The following is a 19,774-nucleotide window of genomic DNA, read 5'->3' on the forward strand; positions in this document are numbered from 1 at the left end:
TGGAGAAAGAAGGTTTGACATGAGCAGAATGGGAAAAATGCGGGGAATCGCCCTGGCGGGGGCGGCTCTTTTGGGAGCGGTGCTGTGTCCGGAACCGGCTCTGGCCAGGATGGCCGGGGCGATGGACGGAAGCTACTGGTGGGTGAACGCCGTGGGAGAATGGGGCTACTGCGCCGGTGGAGAAAACGTCCGGGAAGGCTGGTACTGGATCGACGGAAATCACGACGGCACGGCGGAGTGCTACCTCTTTGGAGGAGATTTCGGCTATGAGCTGATCGCGGGAGGGACGACGCCGGACGGCTGGGAGGTGAACGAGGACGGCCAGTGGACCGTGGACGGGGTGGTACAGACCCGGCCGTCGGAGGAGCTGGAGGCCAAGTACATTTCCTGGTACGGCTACGACTACGGGCAGGCGTCCCCCATATACGGGGCGCTGGAGAACGGGGAGAGAAACCTGGTCCCCCTCATCGACGGAGGACAGCCGTCGGACAAGAGCGCCGGAGCTTATGACCTGGATTCCGGCCGTCTGGGCTGGACCGCGGACGGAAACCGGTATCTCCTCAGAAACGGCACCATCTACCGCGGGGAATGGGTCTGGATCGGCGGGGCCTGCTACTATTTTGACGACAGCGGCCTGCTGGCGAGAAACACGGTCACCCCGGACGGCTGGGAGGTGAACGAGGACGGCCAGTGGATCGTGGACGGGGCGGTACAGACCCGGGAGACGGAGTAGGACGGAGGCCGAAAGGATGTCTTAAGAAAAATACTTGCAATTTTTCCCGCTTTCGGCTAAGATAAGGTCAGGACGTGCGACTGACGGATCAGTGGGGAACCACAGGGAGCACGTGGAAGCAGAATTGTCGACCGTCTGGGCAGCACTATGGAAGGACCATAGGCTGTCCGGGCGGTTTTTGTGTTCTTGGCACAAAACCGCCCGGCGGGACGCGCGCTCTGCCAGCCATTTCACCACTCACACAAGAACCAGGAGGAAGATTCATGGAAATCGTATCAATGGAGCAGGAACTGAAGTCAAATGCCTATCCGGGACGGGGAATCGTGATCGGAAAGACCGGCGACGGGAAAAAGGCGGTGACCGCCTATTTTATCATGGGACGGAGCGAGAACAGCCGCAACCGGGTATTCGTGGAGGACGGCGAGGGCATCCGCACCCAGGCCTTCGACCCGGCCAAGCTGACGGATCCCAGCCTGATCATCTATGCCCCGGTGCGGGTGCTGGGAAACAAGACCATTGTGACAAACGGAGACCAGACCGACACCATTTATGAGGGAATGGACCGCCAGCTCACCTTTGAGCAGTCCCTTCGGAGCCGGGAGTTTGAGCCGGACGGCCCCAACTACACTCCCAGGATCTCCGGAATCCTGCACATCGAAAACGGCAGATACAACTACGCCATGTCCATCTTAAAGAGCAACAACGGGGATCCGAATAGCTGCTGCCGGTTCACCTACGCCTACGAGAACCCGGCAAACGGCGAGGGACGGTTCATCCACACCTATATGCACGACGGAAATCCCCTGCCCAGCTTTGAGGGCGAGCCGAAACGGGTGGAGATCGCAGGAGACATCGACAGCTTTACCGCCCTTCTGTGGGAGAGCTTAAACGAGGAGAACAAGGTATCCCTCTTTGTCCGCTACATCGACATCGAGACGGGAGCCTATGAGACCAGGATTGTGAATAAGAATCAGTGAGGAGGAGTTCAATTATGAAGGAATTGGAATTAAAGTACGGCTGCAACCCCAATCAGAAACCTTCCAGGATCTACATGGAGGGAGAGGGAGAACTTCCCATCCAGGTACTCAGCGGAAGACCGGGCTACATCAATTTCCTGGACGCCTTCAACGGCTGGCAGCTGGTGAAGGAGCTGAAAGAGGCCACCGGACTTCCGGCCGCCACCTCCTTTAAGCACGTGTCTCCGGCGGGAGCGGCTGTGGGCCTGCCCTTAGATGACACCCTGCGCAAAATCTACTGGGTGGACGATATGGGAGAGCTTTCTCCCCTGGCCAGCGCCTACGCCCGCGCCAGAGGAGCGGATCGGATGTCCTCCTTCGGGGATTTCATCGCCCTCTCCGACGTCTGCGACGCGGACACCGCAAAGCTCATCAAGAGAGAGGTGTCTGACGGCGTCATCGCTCCCGGCTACGAGCCGGAGGCCCTGGAGATCCTGCGCTCCAAGAAAAACGGCAACTACAACGTGATCCAGATCGACTCGGCCTACCGCCCCGATCCCATCGAGCGCAAGCAGGTCTTTGGCATCACCTTCGAGCAAGGCAGAAATGAGCTGGCCATCAACCGGGAGCTGCTCTCCAACGTGGTGACGGAGAACAAGGACATCCCGGATTCCGCCAAAATCGACCTGATGATCGCCCTGATCACCTTAAAATACACCCAGTCCAACTCCGTCTGCTACGTAAAGGGCGGCCAGGCCATCGGCATCGGCGCCGGACAGCAGTCCCGGGTGCACTGCACCAGGCTGGCGGGCCAGAAGGCAGACAACTGGTTCCTGCGCCAGGCGCCCCAGGTGCTGAACCTTCAGTTTGTGGACGGCATCAAGCGGGCTGACCGGGACAACGCCATCGACGTCTACATCGGCGAGGAGTACATGGACGTGCTGGCGGACGGCCGCTGGGAGCAGACGTTTAAGGTGAAACCGCCTGTGTTTACCAGGGAGGAGAAACGGGCATGGCTGGATCAGATGACCGGCGTGGCCCTGGGCTCTGACGCCTTCTTCCCCTTCGGGGACAACATCGACCGGGCCTACAAGAGCGGTGTGAAGTACATCGCCGAGCCGGGCGGCTCCGTGCGGGACGACAACGTGATCGAGACTTGCAACCAGTACGGGATGGCCATGGCGTTTACGGGAATCCGCCTGTTCCATCACTAAGGGGAAACGGGGCGGGAGACGGACGCTTTGGGGTGTCCGTGGACGGCGCTGTGTATATTAAGAAGAATTAAGACAAGGGAGGGATGCCTCATGAGAGGCCCCTCCCTTGTTTCCTATGACAGGAAAGCCTCTGACGGATGCGCGCGGCGCACCAGCAAAACGGCGCCGGTGAGAAACAGGATGGCGGCACCGGAGAGGAAAAACCAGGAGGAGACGCCCAGCGCCTCGGCGATGGGGCTGCTAAAGAGCAGGCCTACTGGCATGGTGACGGAGGAGATCAGGGTCAGCATGGAGAAGGCGCGGCCCATTTTCTCCGGCTCCACTGTCTCCTGGATATAGGCGGTGAGAGGGATAGAATGGACGTTTCCAAAGGCCCCCAGCCCTACGCAGACAGCGGCAAACAGAAGCCAGCCGGAAAAAGTGGGCGGCAGCATTCCGCCTAGGGCGGACATGAGACCGATACCGGCCAGGCCCAGGTAGGAGGCGCGCAGTTTCCGTTTCACTGTCATAACGCTGGAAAAGAGCAGAGAGGATAAAAGCATCCCCACGGCGAAGGACAGTTCCACGGCACTTCCGTGCATGGCTGACAGGCAGAAATAGCTGCTGGTCATAAGGGGATAAAAGGAGGAGAGGGGTGCGTAGAAAAACATACACAGTGCCTCCGCGATCACCAGGAAGAACAATTCCCGGTCCTTCCGGAATACTTCCAGGCCCTCCCGCACCTGGGCGGTTATGGGAAGGGGGCGCTCCTCCTTCTTTTTCAGCTCCGGCACCGGCACCACCGCCAGCATGGCACTGGCAAACACCGCCCCGGCCACGTCGCTTAAGAGGACTGCGGACAGGGGAAGGGCCGCGTAGAGGGCGGCGCCGATGACTGGCCCTAAGAGGAAAGAGCCGGCGTTTAAAAGCTGCATCCAACCATTGGTTTTTACCAGTTGGTCGGCTGGGGCCAGCTGGGGGATGATGGACTGGATGGCTGGCTGCTGGAAGGTATTTCCGGCTCCTCTGGCCCCCAGCATCAGGAGCACGGTCCACGCCGGCAGGTCAAAGAAGGCCAGGCAAAGGGCGTAAGCCGCCGCCATGAGGCCCATGGCCATATCGGAGACGATGCAGACCCACTTCCGGTTCAGCCGGTCGGCGGCGACTCCCGCCAGAGGGCTGAAAAGGCTCATGGGCAGATAGGCCACCAAACCAGAAAGTCCCAGCATGAAGGGGGAGGAGGTCTGTTCCGCCAGCCACCAGATCAAGGCAAACTGGACGCCGTGACTGCCCAGCATGGAGACGGCCTGTCCCAATGCCACCATAAAAAATTTCAGTTTCCAATTTTGTTTCTCAAACATAGTTCTGATCCTTTCTACTGCTGTTTTTGCTCAAATTCCAACTATGGAGACAATAAAAAAGTGTGCGCCTCCTTGCGGAGCATTTTTATTTAACGGGAAACGCAGTTTCCTGTTAAGTCAAGACCACCGGCTTAGCCGGTGGCTTGCACTGCCCCTATAAGGGGCTTTTACCTGCCTGCGCCCGGAAGGCGCACTGACGGTCTGCCTACTGCACCACATTCTCAGCTGGCCCTTAAGGGCCTTTCTCAGTGCTCCCTTCCTCCGGCGCAGCCCCATATGGGGCTTGCTGGTTTGCTTTGACTTCCTACTACCACTCCAAGTGGTTTATTTCTTGTGTTTCCTTACCGGCTCTCCCGTAAACGGGTCTATGTACTCTACTATCGACATCTGGTCATATTCTAGATCTTCTTTCAGCTGATTTTGGATATACGCCTTTATCGCTGACACATTCTTTCCCACTGTATCTACGAAATACCCACGGCACCAGAAATGTCGATTCCCATACTTATATTTCAAATTTGCGTGTTTTTCGAAGATCATTAGGCTCGATTTCCCTTTCAAATACCCTACGATTTCTGATACTGAGTATTTGGGGGGAATCCTTACCAGCATATGCACATGATCTGGCATACACTCTGCCTCTATGATCTCTATTCCTTTCCTTCTGCATAACGTTCCCAGTATCTGCCCTACATCTGCTCGAATTTCTTTATATATTACCTGTCTACGATATTTCGGTGCAAATACAATGTGATACTTGCATTCCCATTTTGTATGCGCTAAACTATTTTTGTCCATATTGGACCTCCTGTGCTTTTATATTTGTGGTTGGCAGACCTACTTTTATTCTAGCACAGGAGTTACTTTTATCTAAAGATCTTCCCTCCCCCTGCATAGCAGGGGGTTTATTTTTTCTGTGACACAATAAAAAGCAGGCAGCGTCCCAGATGGGCCGTCTGCCTGCCTGTTCTCCCTCGCGCCAGGGAGCACGGATCATTTCACGCAAAGCTGCCAGGCGCGCAAAAACGCCTGGATATGAGGGTGATTCATGGCTCTGTCCGCAAAATAAGTACGACAAAAACAGCCCATCCATATATGATGGGGCGAAACCTTTCGCTTGTTTTATTGTCCCGTATTTAGCGAACAGACGACATCAAGCCACCTCCCTTTCTTTTATGCTTTTCCGAGCATAGCACAGAATTGGCGGAATGTCAAATCCAATGAAAAAGGAGAACGGATGGAAAAATAGGAGAAAATCGAGCTGTCCGCGGATTGTTCTGGAAAAAAAGTGAGAAAATGGTTGACATGGGGCGATGGATATTTTATAATGTTACCATATTAGCAGACTAAAGTGATGGACGAAACAGGGAGGATATGGTATGAAAAGAAGATTGGGAAATAGATGGGGACTGGCGGCAGTGGTGATGGCAGGGCTGATGATGAGCGGCTGTTCCGCTCTGGGAACGGTGGAGACTCCGCCGGCAGGAACCGGCGAAGTGCTGGCGACCACCCAGGAGAGCGCGGAGGAGACGGCGGCGGCCAGCGGAAACCGGCTGGAGCAGATCAAGGAGAGAGGATACCTGGAGGTAGCCACGGAGCCCTATTTCGCTCCCAATGAGTTCATTGATCCTACCAGACAGGGAGACGATAAGTACGTGGGAGCGGACATCGAGCTGGCCCGTTACATCGCCGATTCCCTGGGTGTGGAGTGCCGGATCGTACCTCTGGAATTCACCGCAGTGCTCAGCAGCGTGACGGAGGGAAAATACGACATGGCCATTTCCGCTCTGGCCTACACCCCCACGAGGGCGGAGGCTATGGAGCTTTCTGATGGATATTACTACGACGCGGACGCCACCTGGTACGGCCTTCTGGTACGGGAGGAGGACCTGGATGAGATCAAAAGCGCCGACGACTTAGGCGATAAGACCGTAGTGGTGCAGAGCGGTTCCCTGCAGGAGCTGTTCCTCCAGCAGCAGGTTCCGGCCTGCAAGGAGGAGAAACGGGTTTCCGCCACCACCGACGGGTTCCTGATGGTTCAGGAGGAGAAAGCGGACGCCTGCATCACGGCAGCCACCACCGCCCAGCTGTTTTTAGACGCCAATCCCGACTGCGGGATGGCCCTGGTAGACGGATTCCGGTTTGTGGTGGATGAGACTACCCAGGGAACGAGAATCGGCATGAAAAAGGGCGAGACGGAGCTGGCGGCGGAAGTAAACCGCATCATCGCCGAGGTGACGGAAAAGGGTCTTTACAAGGAATGGTATCAGGAGTATTCAGAATATGCCACGAGCCTGGGCATCAATTAATAGGGAGGAAACACCATGCTGGAGACGATCATCAAAATTTTAAATAAATATGGCTTTGTGTATGTCCAGGGCCTGGCGGGGACCCTCTGCCTGGCAGGGATCACCATTGTGGCTGGAACGGCCCTGGGAACGGCCCTGGCCCTGATGCGGATGACGAAGATCCGCCCCCTGGAGCTTTTCGTAAAGGGGTATATCTGGATTTTAAGGGGGACGCCCATCCTGCTGCAGCTGTATTTCTTCTGGATCCTGCTGCCGAAGGTGGTGCCGTTTAAGATTTCTGACGTGGCCAGCATCATCATTGCCCTGATCGTCAATTCCGGCGCTTACGTGGCGGAGATTATCCGGGCCGGAATCCAGGCAGTGGATTCCGGGCAGATGGAGGCCGCCAGAAGCCTGGGGCTTACGGGAACCCAGGCCATGCGCAAGGTGGTCCTGCCTCAGGCGGTGAGAAACATTCTTCCGGCCCTGGGAAATGAATTTGTGAACATGATCAAGCAGGTGTCCCTGGCGTCTGTGTTCTTTATCAATGAGCTGACCACTTCCTATAAGACGGTGCAGGCGGCCACCTACATTCCCATCGAGCCCATCATTATCGCGGGCCTGATCTATCTGCTGGTGACTACGGTGCTGTCCCAGGCAGTGGGCGTGATGGAGTATAAGATCCGTCTGAGCGAGGGCTGACCGCGTTTCGGAAACAGCTGTTTGAACAGACATACAGGGGCCAAATCCCTGAAAACAGGACAGAAAGGGGAACATTTCCATGAACGACAGAGCGTGGATCGAGGAGTTTATAGAAAAAAACCAGGACCAGTTTGTAAAGGCCAACGATGACATCTGGTCCTACGCGGAGCTGGCCTTTAAGGAGGAGAAATCCGCCGCCCGGCTGGAGTCCATGTTAAAGGACTGGGGCTTTGAGGTGGAGACGGGAGTGGCAGGGATTCCCACCTGCTTTACCGGCACCTACCGCCAGGGGAGCGGAAAGCCGGTGATGGGAATTTTGGGAGAGTACGACGCCCTGGCGGGACTGAGCCAGGAGGCGGGAGTCACGGAAAAACGGGAGAGAGAGCCGGGTGGGGCCGGTCATGGCTGCGGCCACTGCGCCCTGGGAACCGGCTCTCTGGCTGCGGCTGTGGCGGTGAAGGAGTACCTGCGGGAGACGGGAAAGAACGGCACGGTGATCTACTTTGGCTGCCCCGCGGAGGAAGGGGCCGGCTCCAAGCAGTTTATGGCCAGAGCGGGAGCCTTTGATGGGGTAGACTTCGTTTACACCTGGCATCCGGCCACGGTGAACCAGGTGGAGGCGGTTCACTCCAACGCCATCATGGGAGCCAATTTCCGGTTTAAGGGAGTGTCCTCCCACGCCGGTTCCACGCCCTTCCTGGGCAGAAGTGCCCTGGACGCCTGTGAGCTCATGGGCGTGGGCTGCAACTATCTGCGGGAGCACGTGATCCCGGAGGCGCGGATCCACTACGCCTACATCGACACCGGCGGAACGGCCCCCAACGTGGTGCAGGATCACGCCTGTGTCCGCTACGAGGTGCGGGCCCCCTACGTGTATCAGGTGAAGGAGCTGTTTGAGCGGGTGAAGGAGGTGGCCAGAGGCGCCGCTATCATGACGGGAACCACCATGGAGTGCGAGCTGGCCATGGCGTTTACGGAGTACCTGCCAAACAACGCCCTGGCGTCGGTGGCGGACGCCTGCATGAGGGAGATTGGAGCTCCCAAGTGGAGTGAGGAGGATTACCGGCTGGCCAAGGCGTATCTGGACACCTACAACGAGGAGACGAAGGCCAGGATCAGACGGAGCGCCGAGGAGCTTTACGGGGAGCGGGCGGAGGAAGTGCTGGCCCGTCCTCTGGACAGCGAGGTGCACCCCTTTGACCCGGCGAAGATCCGGCTCCAGGCCGGCTCCACGGATGTGGGGGACGTGGGCTACGCCGTTCCCACCCTGAATCTGCAGGTGGCTACCGCCTGCGTGGGAAATGTGGGCCACACCTGGCAGATGACGGCCCAGTCCTGCAGCCCCCTGGCCCACAAGGGCCTGCTGACGGCAGCCAAGGCCATCGCCTTGAGCTGCGTCCGCACCATGGAGCAGCCGGAGGTGATGGAGAAGGCCAAGGCCGAGGTGGCCAGACGAAACGGCGGAAAATATGAGTGTCCCCTGCCGGATTCTGTGCAGCCTCCGTTGGATACGTATTAATATGTACCTGCCTGGGTGCAGGCAGGAAAGAATGTCAAGAACAGAAAAATAGACAGTGCGTGGAAACAAAACAGAGAGCTGGGATCCATTCCGAGGATTCCGGCTCTCTGTTTTGTGTTTGGTTTCTGGTTTCTGATTGAAAATGTTTCCTTACATTCCCCTACTGTTCCAGGATGTTGCGGATGTCCCCGTCGGGCACATCCATGGGGTAATGGCCGTCAAAGCAGGCTTTGCACAGGGGCAGGCCGCCGGCCATGGTGTCCAAGTCCTCCAGCCGCAGGTAGCCCAGGGAGTCGGCTCCGATGAGGGAGCGGACGGCCTCCAGGGAGTGGGAGGAGGCGATGAGCTGACGGTTGGAGGGGACATCGGTGCCAAAGTAGCAGGGGTGGAGGAAGGGCGGGGAGGAAATCCGCACATGAACCTCCGCCGCCCCCGCCTGGCGGAGCATTTTCACCAGCACGGACATGGTGGTGCCCCGCACCAGGGAGTCGTCCACCAGCACCAGCCGTTTTCCCCGCACCACTGGCTCCAGAATGCCGAATTTCATCCGCACGGCACTCTGGCGGTCCTGGTCGGTGGGGCGGATGAAGGTGCGGCCCACATAACTGTTTTTGGTGAAGGCCAGGGCAAAGGGGATGCCGGATTCTTTGGCAAAACCGGCGGCGGCCGTCAGGCCGGAGTCGGGGACGCCCACCACCAGGTCTGCCTGGGCGGGGCAGGAGCGGGCCAGACACTCCCCGCTCTTTAGCCGGGCGCTGTAGACGGGGACGCCGTCAATGGCGCTGTCTAAGCGGGCAAAGTAAATGTATTCAAAGACGCAGCGGGCCGTCCGCTCCGGGACGGAGGGGAGAAAGCGGGAGGAAAGGCCCTGTTCCGTGATGGTGAGGATCTCCCCTGGAAGGAGGTCCCGGACAAATTCCATGCCCAGGGCGGTTAAGGCGCAGCTTTCTGAGGAGAGGCCGTAGGCGTCTCCCCGTTTTCCCAGGCAGAGGGGTTTTAAGCCGTGGGGATCGCGGACGCCGATGAGCTTTCGGGGGCTGGCGATGGCTAAGGCGTAGCCGCCCTGGAGGCGTTTCGCCGTTTTTTCCACCGCCGTCTCCACAGAGTCGGAGTGGATCCGCTCCCTGGCAATGCCGTAGGCGATCACCTCGGAGTCGATGGTGGTGCGGAAGATGGCGCCGCCGTACTCCTGTTCCCGGCGAAGTTCGGCGGCGTTTACCAGGCTGCCGTTGTGGGCCAGGGCCAGGGTGCCCTTGATGTAGTTTAAGACCAGGGGCTGGGCGTTTTCCAGGGAGGTGGAGCCGGAGGTCGAGTAGCGTACGTGGCCCACGCCCAGGTTTCCCTTAAGGGAGGAGAGGGTGGCGCTGTCAAAGACCTCGCTCACCAGGCCCAGCCCTTTGTGAAAGCAGATGTTTTTCGGCGGGCCGGAGGTGGAGGAGACGGCGATGCCGCAAGATTCCTGGCCCCGGTGCTGGAGGGCGGAGAGGCCCAGGCAGATGTGGGCGGCCACGTCCTGGCCGGAAGGGTCAAAGAGGGCAAAGACGCCGCATTCCTCCCGCAGGCCGGTGATGGGGGCGGCGGACTCACTGCAGGATGGGGAAGGGAACTGGTTGTGATTTTGATGGTTCATAAGGAAAACCTCCTGGAATGAATGAAATAAGGGGGAAACGGAGTGTGTACTTGGCGCACTCCGCGCAAAGGAAAATGGCTGCTGGCGCAGCCGCGCTCCGGCGCGAGTGTGCGCCAAGCGCACACTTTTTAAAACGCCAATGGCACAGGGCGCCGGGAGATCCGGCGCCCTGTACTGGCGTTTTCATATGATTTATACGGAAAACAGCAGCTGGTCGTAGGTGGGGTAGGGAAGGAGCCGGTCGGGGATCAGCGCCTCTGCCCGGTCCGCGAAGGAGCGGATGGTTTCCAGGTTCGCCAGAATGGAGTCGTGGCAGAACCGGGCGGTTTCCAGCACATCGGTGATGGAGGATACGGCAGCCAGGTTGGCGGTCAGAGCCTTCGTGTTTACCGTGATGGACTCGTAGAGGGAGGAGAGCTCCTGCAAAAGCTCTTTGTCGCAGCCGGTGGAGAGTCCCATGGCCTGTTTTGCGCCCACGGCGGTGGCAGTGGCCCCGGTGTGGGTGAGGAGGGCGGGAAGAAGGTCCTTCTCCATCATTTCCACCATGGTGCGGCCCTCCAGCTGCAGGGCCTTGCTGTAGTTCTCCAGCATGATCTCGTAGCGGGCGTGGATCTCCTCCGAGCTGAAAATGTGGTGTCTGGTGAACAGCTCCACGTTCTTTTCATCTAGGAAGTGGGGGATGGCGTCGGGGGTGGAAACGAGATTCCACAGGCCGCGGCGCTCTGCCTCCTCCACCCACTCGTCGGTGTAGCCGTTTCCGTTAAAGAGAATCCGTTTGTGGGCCTCTACGGTGCGGCGCACCAGGTCTTTGGCGGCGGAATGCAGTTTCTCCGGGGCGACGGTGGACAGCTCCTCAGAAAACCGGCGCAGCTCCTCGGCCACGGCAGTGTTTAAAATCACGTTGGGGCCGGCGGCGGAGAGAGAGGAGCCGGGCATCCGGAACTCAAACTTGTTGCCGGTGAAGGCGAAGGGGGAGGTGCGGTTCCGGTCCGTGTTGTCCTTCATAAAGTGGGGCAGGACGCGGGCTCCGGTCTCCATCTGCACCGCCTCCGGCTCGGCAAAATCCGTGCCTTTCTCGATGGAGGTGAGCAGCTTGGTGAGCTCATCTCCTAAGAAAATGGAGACGATGGCCGGCGGGGCCTCGTTTGCTCCCAGACGGTGGTCATTGCTGGCGCTGGCCACGGAGATCCGCATTAAGTCGGCGTATTCGTCCACTGCCTGGATGGTGGCGGCCAAAAACAGGAGGAAGGGGATGTTTTCTGCCGGGTTTTTGCCGGGATTTAACAGGTTTTCCCCTGTGTCGGTGGTCAGGGACCAGTTGTTGTGCTTGCCGCTGCCGTTGATGCCTTCAAAGGGCTTTTCGTGGATGAGGCAGGCCAGGCCGTGCTTGTCGGCTACCTTTTTCATCATTTCCATGGTGAGCTGGTTGTGGTCCACGGCGATGTTGGCAGTGTCGTAGACGGTGGCCAGCTCGTGCTGGGCCGGGGCCACCTCGTTGTGCTTGGTCTTGGCGGGGACGCCCAGTTTCCACAGCTCCTCATCCAGCTCGTGCATATAGGCGGCCACTCTCGGGCGGAGTACGCCGAAGTAGTGATCCTCCATCTCCTGGCCCTTGGGGGCGGCGGCGCCAAAGAGGGTGCGGCCGCAGAACACCAGGTCTTTGCGGCGGCGGTACAGCTCCTTGTCAATGAGGAAATACTCCTGCTCCGGGCCTACGGTGGTGGAGACGCGGGAGATGTCCTCTCTGCCTAACAGGTGGAGAAGGCGGACCGCCTCCCGGTTTAAGGTCTCCATGGAACGGAGCAGGGGCGTCTTTTTGTCCAGGGCCTCCCCGGTGTAGGAGCAGAAGGCGGTGGGGATGTAGAGGGTGCCGTCCTTGATGAAGGCGGGGGAGGTGGGATCCCAGGCGGTGTAGCCGCGGGCCTCAAAGGTAGCGCGGAGTCCGCCGGAGGGGAAACTGGAGGCGTCCGGCTCTCCCTTTACCAGCTCTTTCCCGGAAAATTCCATGATCACTTCTCCCGTGGCTACGGGGGAAATGAAACTGTCGTGCTTTTCCGCGGTGATGCCGGTCATGGGCTGGAACCAGTGGGTGAAGTGGGTGGCTCCGTTTTCCACCGCCCACTCCTTCATGGCCACGGCCACGGCGTTGGCTACGTCCAGCTCCAGATGGGTGCCGTTCTGGATGGTCTTTTTCAGCGCTTTGTATACATCTTTGGGAAGTTTGGCCCGCATGACGCGGTCGTTGAACACTAAACTGCCGTATAATTCTGGGATTTGTCTCATCATAATAGGAATCCTCTCCTTTCCGTCTGCCTGTATGCAGGCAGGGGCGCTTTCATGATTGATTGTCGCGTATCTTCCGGAAAACGAAACAAAAAAAGAGGGTGCTTGGCCGTCATTGACCAAAGCACCCTTGCTTTATGTGGTGTAGTATACTCGAAATTTTTCGATTGTCAAGAGTTTTTTTGAAATTTAAAAGGAGAAAAAAGATGGAAAAAAAGATGGGACGGATTTTCCGCCTTTTGCTACAAATATTAAAAAAATGAATAAATTGGGGCTTTACAAATCGGACAAATTGGAATATGATATTCGCTTATAAAAGAGCATTTGGAGACAAGGGCGTCTTAAAACCGGACGGCCGGGCATACCGGCGGTTCTGGGGTTAAGGCCCCTTTTTTCGTAACGGGAAACGGTGTTTCCCGTTACGAAAGGCCTCCGGCAGGAGGCGCACTCCGCGCAAAGGAAGATGGCTGCTAATGCAGCCGCGCTCCGGCGCGAGTGTGCGCAATAGCGCACACTTTTTGTAGGATACAAAGGTTCCAAAGTCGAATATTCGTTGCAAGCTTGCTTGCGAACGGGTGGTTGACCTTGGAACCTGCCGGAACCATGAATAAGGAGCCGTTTTTCGCAGAAAAACGAGCGGATTATGAATGGTTCCGGCGGGATTGCGGGAGTGCGGAGCACGGAGCAATCCCGTATCCGTAGCCATGGGAACCTGCGTTTCCCGTTACGAAAAGCCTCCGGCGGGAGGCTCCGTTTCCAAATGTTCCCATCCAAACGCTTACAACAGCCGGAAACGTCCGGCGGCGCGGCAGGCCCGCGGACGGAGGTTCCGTTTTTATGACTGCCGGCAGAAAGGAGATCAGGTCAATGTCAGTAAAATATGTATTTGTCACAGGAGGAGTGGTATCCGGATTGGGAAAGGGGATCACGGCAGCGTCCCTGGGCCGGCTCTTAAAGGCCAGGGGCTACCGGGTGACCATGCAGAAACTGGATCCCTATATCAATGTGGATCCGGGAACCATGAACCCCATCCAGCACGGGGAGGTGTTCGTGACGGAGGACGGGACGGAGACGGACCTGGATCTGGGCCATTACGAGCGGTTTATCGACGAGAACCTGGGCGTCCATTCCAACGTGACCACAGGAAAAATCTACTGGTCCGTCCTCCACAAGGAGCGTCGGGGAGATTACGGCGGCCGGACGGTGCAGGTGATCCCCCACATCACCAACGAGATCAAGAGCCGTTTCTACCGCTCGGACAAGGAGGACTGCATCGCCATCATCGAGGTGGGCGGCACCGTGGGCGACATTGAAAGCCAGCCCTTTTTAGAGGCCATCCGTCAGTTTCAGATGGAGGTGGGGCGGGAGAACGCCATTTTGATCCACGTGACCCTGATCCCCTACCTGCGGGCGTCCGGGGAACTGAAAACAAAGCCCACCCAGGCCAGCGTGAAACAGCTCCAGGGCATGGGCATCCAGCCGGACATCCTGGTCTGCCGCTCGGAGGTGGAGCTGGGAACGGATGTAAAGGAAAAAATCGCCTTATTCTGCAACGTGCCCGTGGATCACGTGCTCCAGAACCTGGACGTGGAATACCTTTACGAGGCTCCTCTGGCCATGGAAAAGGAGCATCTGGCGGAGGTGGTCTGCCGCAGCTTAAACCTTCCCTGCGGGACGCCGGATCTGGAGGGCTGGAAAGAGATGGTGTGGCGGCTGCGCCACCCGGAGCGGTCTGTCACCATCGCCCTGGTGGGAAAATACGTCCAACTCCACGACGCCTACTTAAGCGTGGCGGAGGCCTTAAAGCACGGGGGCATCGAGAACCGGTGCAGCGTGAACATCCGCTGGGTGGACTCAGAGCAGGTGACGGAGGCCACGGCGGAGGCCCTCTTAGGAGGGGCCGACGGCATCCTGGTGCCCGGCGGCTTTGGAAACCGGGGCATTGAGGGAAAGATCCAGGCCGTCCGCTACGCCAGGACGAAGGGCATCCCCTATCTTGGTATCTGCCTGGGGATGCAGCTGGCGGTGATCGAGTTTGCCAGGGACGTGATCGGCTTTGCCGATGCGGACAGCACCGAGTTAAACCCGCAGACCTCCCACCCGGTAATCGCCCTTTTGCCGGAGCAGAACGGCGTCACAGACCTGGGAGGCACCCTGCGTCTGGGCTCCTACCCCTGCGTGCTGGAGGAAGGCTCTTTGGCGGAGCAGCTCTACGGCACCAGGGAGATCACGGAGCGCCACCGTCACCGCTATGAGTTTAACAATGAGTACCGGGACATCCTGAAGTCCCACGGCCTGCGCCTTTCCGGCTTGTCCCCCGACGGGCGGATCGTGGAAATGGTGGAGCTGCCGGAGCACCCGTATTTTATCGCCACCCAGGGCCACCCGGAGTTTAAATCCCGGCCGAACCATGCCCATCCCCTGTTTGTGGGGCTGGTGCAGGCCGCCCTGCGGGAGAATAAACGGAAAGAGGATGAGAAAAAAGGAGGAGACGCGTAATGGGGCAGAGTATGGAACGAGAGGGCCTTTACCGGCCACAGTTTGAGCATGACAACTGCGGCATCGGTGCCGTGGTGGACCGGAAGGGAAGAAAGAGCCGGGAGATCGTGGAACGGGCGTTAAAGATCGTGGAGAATCTGGAGCACCGGGCCGGAAAGGACGCGGAAGGGGAGACCGGAGACGGAGTAGGCATCCTTTTGCAGATTTCCCACCGCTTTTTCTCCAAGGCCTGCAAAGCGGCAGGCATTTCCCTGGGAGGAGAGCGGGATTACGGCATTGGAATGTTCTTCTTCCCGCAGAATGAGCTGAAACGGAACCAGGCAAAGAAGATGTTTGAGGTGATTGTGGAAAAGGAAGGGATGGAATTCCTCGGCTGGCGGCCGGTGCCGGTGGCGGAGGAGGTGCTGGGGCACAAGGCCAGAGAGTGTATGCCTGCCATCGAGCAGGGCTTTGTGAAACGGCCGGAGGGCGTAAACCGGGGGCTGGATTTTGACCGCCGTCTGTACGTGGTGCGCCGGGTGTTTGAGCAGAGCAACGACGGCACCTACGTGGCCTCCCTCTCCAGCCGCACCGTGGTGTATAAGGGGATGTTTCTGGTGGGACAGCTGCGGACCTTTTACCGGGATCTGCAGTCGGAGGACTATGACTCCGCCATCGCCATGGTCCATTCCCGTTTCAGCACCAACACGGAGCCCAGCTGGGAGCGTGCCCATCCCAACCGCCTGATCGTCCACAACGGGGAGATCAACACCATTCGGGGAAACGCCGACAAGATGCTGGCCAGGGAGGAGACCATGGAGTCCCCCTGCCTCCACGGGGAGCTGCACAAGATCCTTCCCGTGGTGAGCGCCAAAGGCTCTGACTCCGCCATGTTAGACAACACCCTGGAATTTCTCATGATGAACGGCATGGACTTACCCCTAGCGGTGATGGTGACCATCCCGGAGCCCTGGGAGAACCACAGGGCCATGGCGGAGCGGAAACGGGAGCTCTACCAGTATTACGCCACCATGATGGAGCCCTGGGACGGCCCGGCCTCCATCGTGTTCTCCGACGGGGACGTGATGGGAGCGGTATTGGACCGCAACGGGCTGCGCCCCTCCCGCTATTACGTGCTGAAAGACGGGACGGTGATCCTGGCTTCGGAGGTGGGCGTCCTGCCGGTGCCGGAGGAGGAGATCGTCATGAAGGAACGGCTCCACCCGGGAAAAATGCTCCTGGTGGACACCAGGGCGGGAAAGATTTTCCACGACGAGGAGATCAAGGGCCACTACGCGGCGGCCAGACCCTACGGGGAGTGGTTAAGCGGCGGCCTGGTGCGCCTGGAGGACTTAAAAATCCCCAACAAAAAGGTGCCCGTCCACACCGCCGCCCAGCGGGCCAGGCTCCAGAAGGCCTTCGGCTATACGTATGAGGAGTACCGCACCTCCATCCGGGAGATGGCCCTAAAGGGGGCGGAGGGGATCCGTTCCATGGGGGCGGACACGCCCTTAGCCGCCCTTTCCGGGGAGCGGCAGCCCCTGTTTTCCTACTTTAAACAGCTCTTTGCCCAGGTGACCAATCCCCCCATCGACTCCATCCGGGAGGAGATCGTCACCAGCACGGCGGTGTACGTGGGGCGGGACGGAAACCTGTTAGAGGACCGGCCGGAGAACTGCCAGGTATTAAAGATCAGCCAGCCCATTCTCAGCAGCACCGATATGCTGAAACTGAAGGAGCTGAAGGAGGGGCGGCTGAAAACGGCGGTAGTGCCCATTTTATACTACAAGAGCGCCCCCCTGGAGCGGGCCATGGAACAGCTGTTCGTGGAGGTGGACAAGGCCTACCGGGACGGGGCGGCCATTTTAATCCTCACCGACCGGGGCGTAGATGAAAACCACGTGGCCATTCCCTCCCTCCTGGCGGTGTCCGCTGTCCATCAGCACCTGGTGCAGACGAAACGGCGCACGGCCATGTCCGTGATCCTGGAGTCTGGGGAGCCCAGGGAGGTGCACCATTTCGCTACCCTTTTAGGCTACGGCGCCAGCGCCGTAAACCCCTACCTGGCCCTGGAGACCGTGGACCAGCTGGTGGAGGAAGGGATGCTTGGGAAGGAGCGGGAGGCGGCGGAGGCGGACTACCGGAGCGCCGTGCTCCACGGGATCGTGAAAATCGCCTCAAAGATGGGCATTTCCACCATCCAGTCCTACCAGGGAGCGAAGATTTTTGAGGCTGTGGGCGTGTCCGGGGAGGTGATCGACCGGTATTTTACCGGGACGGTGAGCCGCATCGGCGGCATCACCCTGGAGGACATCGAACGGGAGGCGGACGAACTCCACTCCAGGGCCTTCGATCCCCTGGGACTGTGGACGGATCTGACTTTTGACAGCGTGGGAGACCACAAGATGAGGAGCCAGGGGGAGACCCACCGCTACAATCCCCAGACCATCCATCTGCTGCAGCAGGCGGTGCGCACCGGGGACTACGGCCTCTTTAAGCAGTATACGGAGGCGGCGGACCGGGAATGCTATGGCAATATCCGAAACCTGTTAGAGCTGGTGCCGGCGGACCATCCTGTGCCCTTGGAGGAAGTGGAGCCGGTGGAGAGCATTGTGAAACGGTTTAAAACGGGAGCCATGTCCTACGGTTCCATCTCCCAGGAGGCTCACGAGGCCCTGGCAGTGGCCATGAACCGGCTGGGAGGAAAGTCCAACACGGGAGAGGGCGGAGAGAGCGAGGAGCGCCTGGATTCCGCCGGGACGGAAAACGACCGCTGTTCCGCCATCAAGCAGGTGGCCTCCGGACGGTTCGGAGTCACCAGCCGCTACCTGGTGAGCGCCAAGGAGATCCAGATCAAAATGGCCCAGGGGGCAAAGCCCGGCGAGGGCGGCCACCTGCCGGGGGGAAAGGTCTATCCCTGGGTGGCGAAAACCCGCCATTCCACCCCCGGCGTGAGCCTGATTTCCCCGCCGCCCCACCACGACATCTACTCCATCGAGGATCTGGCCCAGCTGATTTTTGACCTGAAAAATGCCAACCGGGACGCCAGGATTTCTGTAAAGCTGGTGAGTGAGGCGGGAGTGGGAACGGTGGCCGCCGGCGTGGCGAAGGCCGGGGCCCAGGTGGTGCTCATCTCCGGCAGCGACGGAGGAACGGGGGCCGCTCCCGGCAGCTCCATCCACAACGCGGGACTGCCCTGGGAGCTGGGCGTGGCGGAGACCCACCAGACCCTGTTAAAGAACGGCCTGCGGGAGCGGGTGGCCATCGAGGCGGACGGAAAGCTGATGACCGGCCGGGATGTGGCGGTGGCCGCCATGCTGGGGGCGGAGGAGTTTGGATTCGCCACGGCGCCCCTGGTGGCCTTAGGCTGCGTGATGATGCGGGTCTGCAACCTGGACACCTGCCCCATGGGCATTGCCACCCAGAATCCCCAGCTGCGGAAACGGTTTGCGGGAAAGCCGGAGCACGTGGAGAATTTCATGCGGTTCATCGCCATGGAGCTGCGGGAGTATCTGGCCCTTTTAGGCGTGCGCACTGTGGAGGAGTTGGTGGGCCGGACGGACCGGCTGAGAAAGAAAGCCTTCCCGGAGGGGAGCCGTCAGGGAAAGGTGGATGTGAGCGGCATCCTGGTCTCCGGGACAGAGGGCCGGGAGGGGAAAACAGAAGGAACTGCCCCATCCCATTCCGGCTCCGGAAAGGAAGTTTCCTCCGAAAGACGCCCCGTTTTCCATCCGGAAAAGGCCTACAATTTCCACCTGGAGCAGTCTTTGGACTGCCGGGTGCTGCTGCCGGCCTTCCGGAAATCCCTGGAGCGGGGGGAAAGGGCTGTGGTCTCCGTGGAGGTTTCCAACACAGACCGGGCCTTCGGCACCATCTTAGGCTCGGAGATCACCAAATACCATAAAAACGGCCTGCCGGAGGACACCTGCACCGTCCTCTGCCGGGGAGCCGGGGGACAGAGCTTTGGGGCCTTTATCCCGAAAGGACTGACCCTGTCCTTAACAGGAGACAGCAACGACTACTTCGGCAAGGGCTTATCCGGCGGCATTCTGGCGGTGACCCCGCCGGAGGGTGCGGCCTACCAGCCGGACAAAAACATCATCGTGGGCAACGTGGCCCTCTACGGAGCCACGGGAGGAGCCGCCTACATTAACGGCGTGGCCGGGGAGCGGTTCTGCGTGAGAAACTCCGGGGCATACGCGGTGGTGGAGGGCGTGGGCGACCACGGCTGTGAGTATATGACCGGCGGCCGGGTGGTGGTCCTTGGCCGCACCGGGGAGAATTTCGCCGCCGGCATGAGCGGAGGCATCGCCTACGTGCTGGACGAGAAAAATGAGCTGTACCGCCATTTAAACCGGGAGATGGTCTCCATGGAGCCGGTGGAAAACCGCTATGACAGGCAGGAGTTAAAATCCCTGATCCAGGCCCACGTGGAGCGCACCGGGTCGGAGAAGGGCAGAGAGGTGCTGGAGCATTTCCGGGAATACCTGCCGAAATTTAAAAAGATCATCCCCAACGACTACCGGAAGGTGATGCTGCTCTGCGCCAGACTGGAGGAGCAGGGCCTTTCCGGGGAACAGGCGCAGATCGAGGCGTTTTATGAGAGCACAGGAAATAAGAGGGAGGCGTGA

At 59.2% G+C, this 19,774-nt stretch carries 12 protein-coding genes and 1 riboswitch; of the genes, 8 read left to right on the plus strand and 4 right to left on the minus strand.

All coding sequences use genetic code 11. The annotated features are described in order from the left end of the window. Positions 1-19 precede the first annotated feature (19 nt). From B5E84_RS03420 to B5E84_RS03430, 3 genes are all read left to right on the plus strand, one after another. A complete protein-coding gene (locus B5E84_RS03420; protein ID WP_087219286.1) occupies positions 20-733 on the plus strand; it encodes a hypothetical protein in 714 nt (237 codons plus the stop codon). 66 nt (positions 734-799) lie between these two features. Next, positions 800-881: riboswitch (ZMP/ZTP riboswitch) on the plus strand. A gap of 115 nt (positions 882-996) precedes the next feature. Further along, positions 997-1,710 (plus strand): IMP cyclohydrolase, encoded by a 714-nt coding sequence (locus B5E84_RS03425; protein WP_087219290.1) that lies wholly within the window; start codon positions 997-999, stop codon positions 1,708-1,710. Between the two features lie 14 nt (positions 1,711-1,724). Next, positions 1,725-2,903: a phosphoribosylaminoimidazolecarboxamide formyltransferase gene (locus tag B5E84_RS03430; RefSeq protein WP_087219293.1), complete on the plus strand. Its 1,179-nt coding sequence runs from the start codon at positions 1,725-1,727 to the stop codon at positions 2,901-2,903. 113 nt (positions 2,904-3,016) lie between these two features. Here the strand turns inward: B5E84_RS03430 and B5E84_RS03435 are convergent, their stop codons facing one another. Next, on the minus strand, positions 3,017-4,243 hold the full coding sequence (locus B5E84_RS03435; protein ID WP_087219296.1) for an MFS transporter: 1,227 nt from the start codon (positions 4,241-4,243) through the stop codon (positions 3,017-3,019). Positions 4,244-4,567: 324 nt separating this feature from the next. After that, positions 4,568-5,041: an IS200/IS605 family transposase gene (gene tnpA, locus B5E84_RS03440; protein WP_087219299.1), complete on the minus strand. Its 474-nt coding sequence runs from the start codon at positions 5,039-5,041 to the stop codon at positions 4,568-4,570. 581 nt (positions 5,042-5,622) lie between these two features. Between tnpA and B5E84_RS03445 the strand changes: the two genes are divergently transcribed. From B5E84_RS03445 to B5E84_RS03455, 3 genes are all read left to right on the plus strand, one after another. Further along, positions 5,623-6,552, plus strand: coding sequence for a substrate-binding periplasmic protein (locus B5E84_RS03445; RefSeq protein ID WP_087219302.1), 930 nt, complete (start codon positions 5,623-5,625; stop codon positions 6,550-6,552). Positions 6,553-6,567: 15 nt separating this feature from the next. Then, on the plus strand, positions 6,568-7,233 hold the full coding sequence (locus tag B5E84_RS03450; RefSeq protein WP_087219305.1) for an amino acid ABC transporter permease: 666 nt from the start codon (positions 6,568-6,570) through the stop codon (positions 7,231-7,233). A gap of 79 nt (positions 7,234-7,312) precedes the next feature. After that, positions 7,313-8,752 (plus strand): amidohydrolase, encoded by a 1,440-nt coding sequence (locus B5E84_RS03455; RefSeq protein WP_087219308.1) that lies wholly within the window; start codon positions 7,313-7,315, stop codon positions 8,750-8,752. 160 nt (positions 8,753-8,912) lie between these two features. Here the strand turns inward: B5E84_RS03455 and purF are convergent, their stop codons facing one another. Both purF and B5E84_RS03465 read right to left on the minus strand, forming a co-directional pair. After that, on the minus strand, positions 8,913-10,382 hold the full coding sequence (purF, locus tag B5E84_RS03460; RefSeq protein ID WP_087219312.1) for an amidophosphoribosyltransferase: 1,470 nt from the start codon (positions 10,380-10,382) through the stop codon (positions 8,913-8,915). A gap of 192 nt (positions 10,383-10,574) precedes the next feature. Next, positions 10,575-12,668, minus strand: a complete 2,094-nt coding sequence (locus tag B5E84_RS03465; protein WP_087219314.1) for a glutamine synthetase III family protein — start codon at positions 12,666-12,668, stop codon at positions 10,575-10,577. A gap of 864 nt (positions 12,669-13,532) precedes the next feature. Between B5E84_RS03465 and B5E84_RS03470 the strand changes: the two genes are divergently transcribed. Then, a complete protein-coding gene (locus B5E84_RS03470; protein ID WP_087219316.1) occupies positions 13,533-15,164 on the plus strand; it encodes a CTP synthase in 1,632 nt (543 codons plus the stop codon). After that, a complete protein-coding gene (gene gltB / locus B5E84_RS03475; protein WP_087219318.1) occupies positions 15,164-19,774 on the plus strand; it encodes a glutamate synthase large subunit in 4,611 nt (1,536 codons plus the stop codon). Before B5E84_RS03470 ends, gltB begins: the two co-directional genes overlap by 1 nt.

It is taken from the genome of Lachnoclostridium sp. An14 (genome assembly GCF_002160755.1).
Lineage (GTDB): Bacteria > Bacillota > Clostridia > Lachnospirales > Lachnospiraceae > Lachnoclostridium_A.

Excerpts from the sequence above, each read along its gene's own strand:
- B5E84_RS03420 (WP_087219286.1), top strand. The coding sequence starts at position 20 with ATGAGCAGAATGGGAAAAATGCGGGGAATCGCCCTGGCGGGGGCGGCT.
- purF (WP_087219312.1), bottom strand. The coding sequence starts at position 10,382 with ATGAACCATCAAAATCACAACCAGTTCCCTTCCCCATCCTGCAGTGAG.
- B5E84_RS03425 (WP_087219290.1), top strand. The coding sequence starts at position 997 with ATGGAAATCGTATCAATGGAGCAGGAACTGAAGTCAAATGCCTATCCG.
- B5E84_RS03465 (WP_087219314.1), bottom strand. The coding sequence starts at position 12,668 with ATGATGAGACAAATCCCAGAATTATACGGCAGTTTAGTGTTCAACGAC.
- B5E84_RS03450 (WP_087219305.1), top strand. The coding sequence starts at position 6,568 with ATGCTGGAGACGATCATCAAAATTTTAAATAAATATGGCTTTGTGTAT.
- B5E84_RS03435 (WP_087219296.1), bottom strand. The coding sequence starts at position 4,243 with ATGTTTGAGAAACAAAATTGGAAACTGAAATTTTTTATGGTGGCATTG.
- B5E84_RS03445 (WP_087219302.1), top strand. The coding sequence starts at position 5,623 with ATGAAAAGAAGATTGGGAAATAGATGGGGACTGGCGGCAGTGGTGATG.
- B5E84_RS03470 (WP_087219316.1), top strand. The coding sequence starts at position 13,533 with ATGTCAGTAAAATATGTATTTGTCACAGGAGGAGTGGTATCCGGATTG.
- tnpA (WP_087219299.1), bottom strand. The coding sequence starts at position 5,041 with ATGGACAAAAATAGTTTAGCGCATACAAAATGGGAATGCAAGTATCAC.
- gltB (WP_087219318.1), top strand. The coding sequence starts at position 15,164 with ATGGGGCAGAGTATGGAACGAGAGGGCCTTTACCGGCCACAGTTTGAG.
- B5E84_RS03430 (WP_087219293.1), top strand. The coding sequence starts at position 1,725 with ATGAAGGAATTGGAATTAAAGTACGGCTGCAACCCCAATCAGAAACCT.
- B5E84_RS03455 (WP_087219308.1), top strand. The coding sequence starts at position 7,313 with ATGAACGACAGAGCGTGGATCGAGGAGTTTATAGAAAAAAACCAGGAC.